Origin of the sequence: Treponema sp. OMZ 840, from assembly GCF_050937815.1 — a bacterium.
In the GTDB taxonomy this organism is placed as follows: domain Bacteria; phylum Spirochaetota; class Spirochaetia; order Treponematales; family Treponemataceae; genus Treponema_C.
Map to the genome: position 1 here is coordinate 1 of NZ_JACDIJ010000048.1, position 543 is coordinate 543.

Here is a 543-nt window from a genome sequence, read left to right on the forward strand (position 1 = left end):
AAAAAACGGAGTGTAAGATATAAGTGTCATATACATACGGTGCCTGTTATCGGACTGTATACCTTTATAAATTGAGCTAAAATAACGTACGATTGAAAGCTTATCCTCTGTGTTGAACTTCCGGCAAAAGCAGGCAGCATATTTTATTTGCAAAGAGGAGTATAGTATGGTTAATCGCACAAGAGAATTAGCGGCAAGAGATATGCCGACAGCGGAAGAATTTGCGTTATGGGGAGCGCGTGAATTAAGCTTTGAAGAATTGCTTGCGGTAAACGGGGGCGGAAACGTAGAAGGAGCCGGCCCTGTTTGCGGAGCCGATCCGGACATTCCGGATAATCCGGGAGTTCCGAACGAAGCAGAAGAAACCTCTCCTACACAGGGCGGCGGAGCCCCCTCTGTAGATTGCACACCGCCTTCAAATACCGGTTCGTCTGACAGCGGCGATTCGCACGGTTCCGGCAGTACGGGCGGTTCGTCTGTTATTACCGGTTCGTCTTATACGGTACAAGAAAAAGATACATTGAGCGACATTGTTCGCCGCCG

The 543-nt window shown here is 48.4% G+C and carries 1 protein-coding gene; it reads left to right on the forward strand.

The window, feature by feature from the left end; genetic code table 11:
- Window positions 1-166: 166 nt before the first annotated feature.
- Window positions 167-543 (forward strand): hypothetical protein (locus tag H0R92_RS14065; protein ID WP_432966312.1); only part of this gene is annotated, 377 nt, incomplete at its 3' end.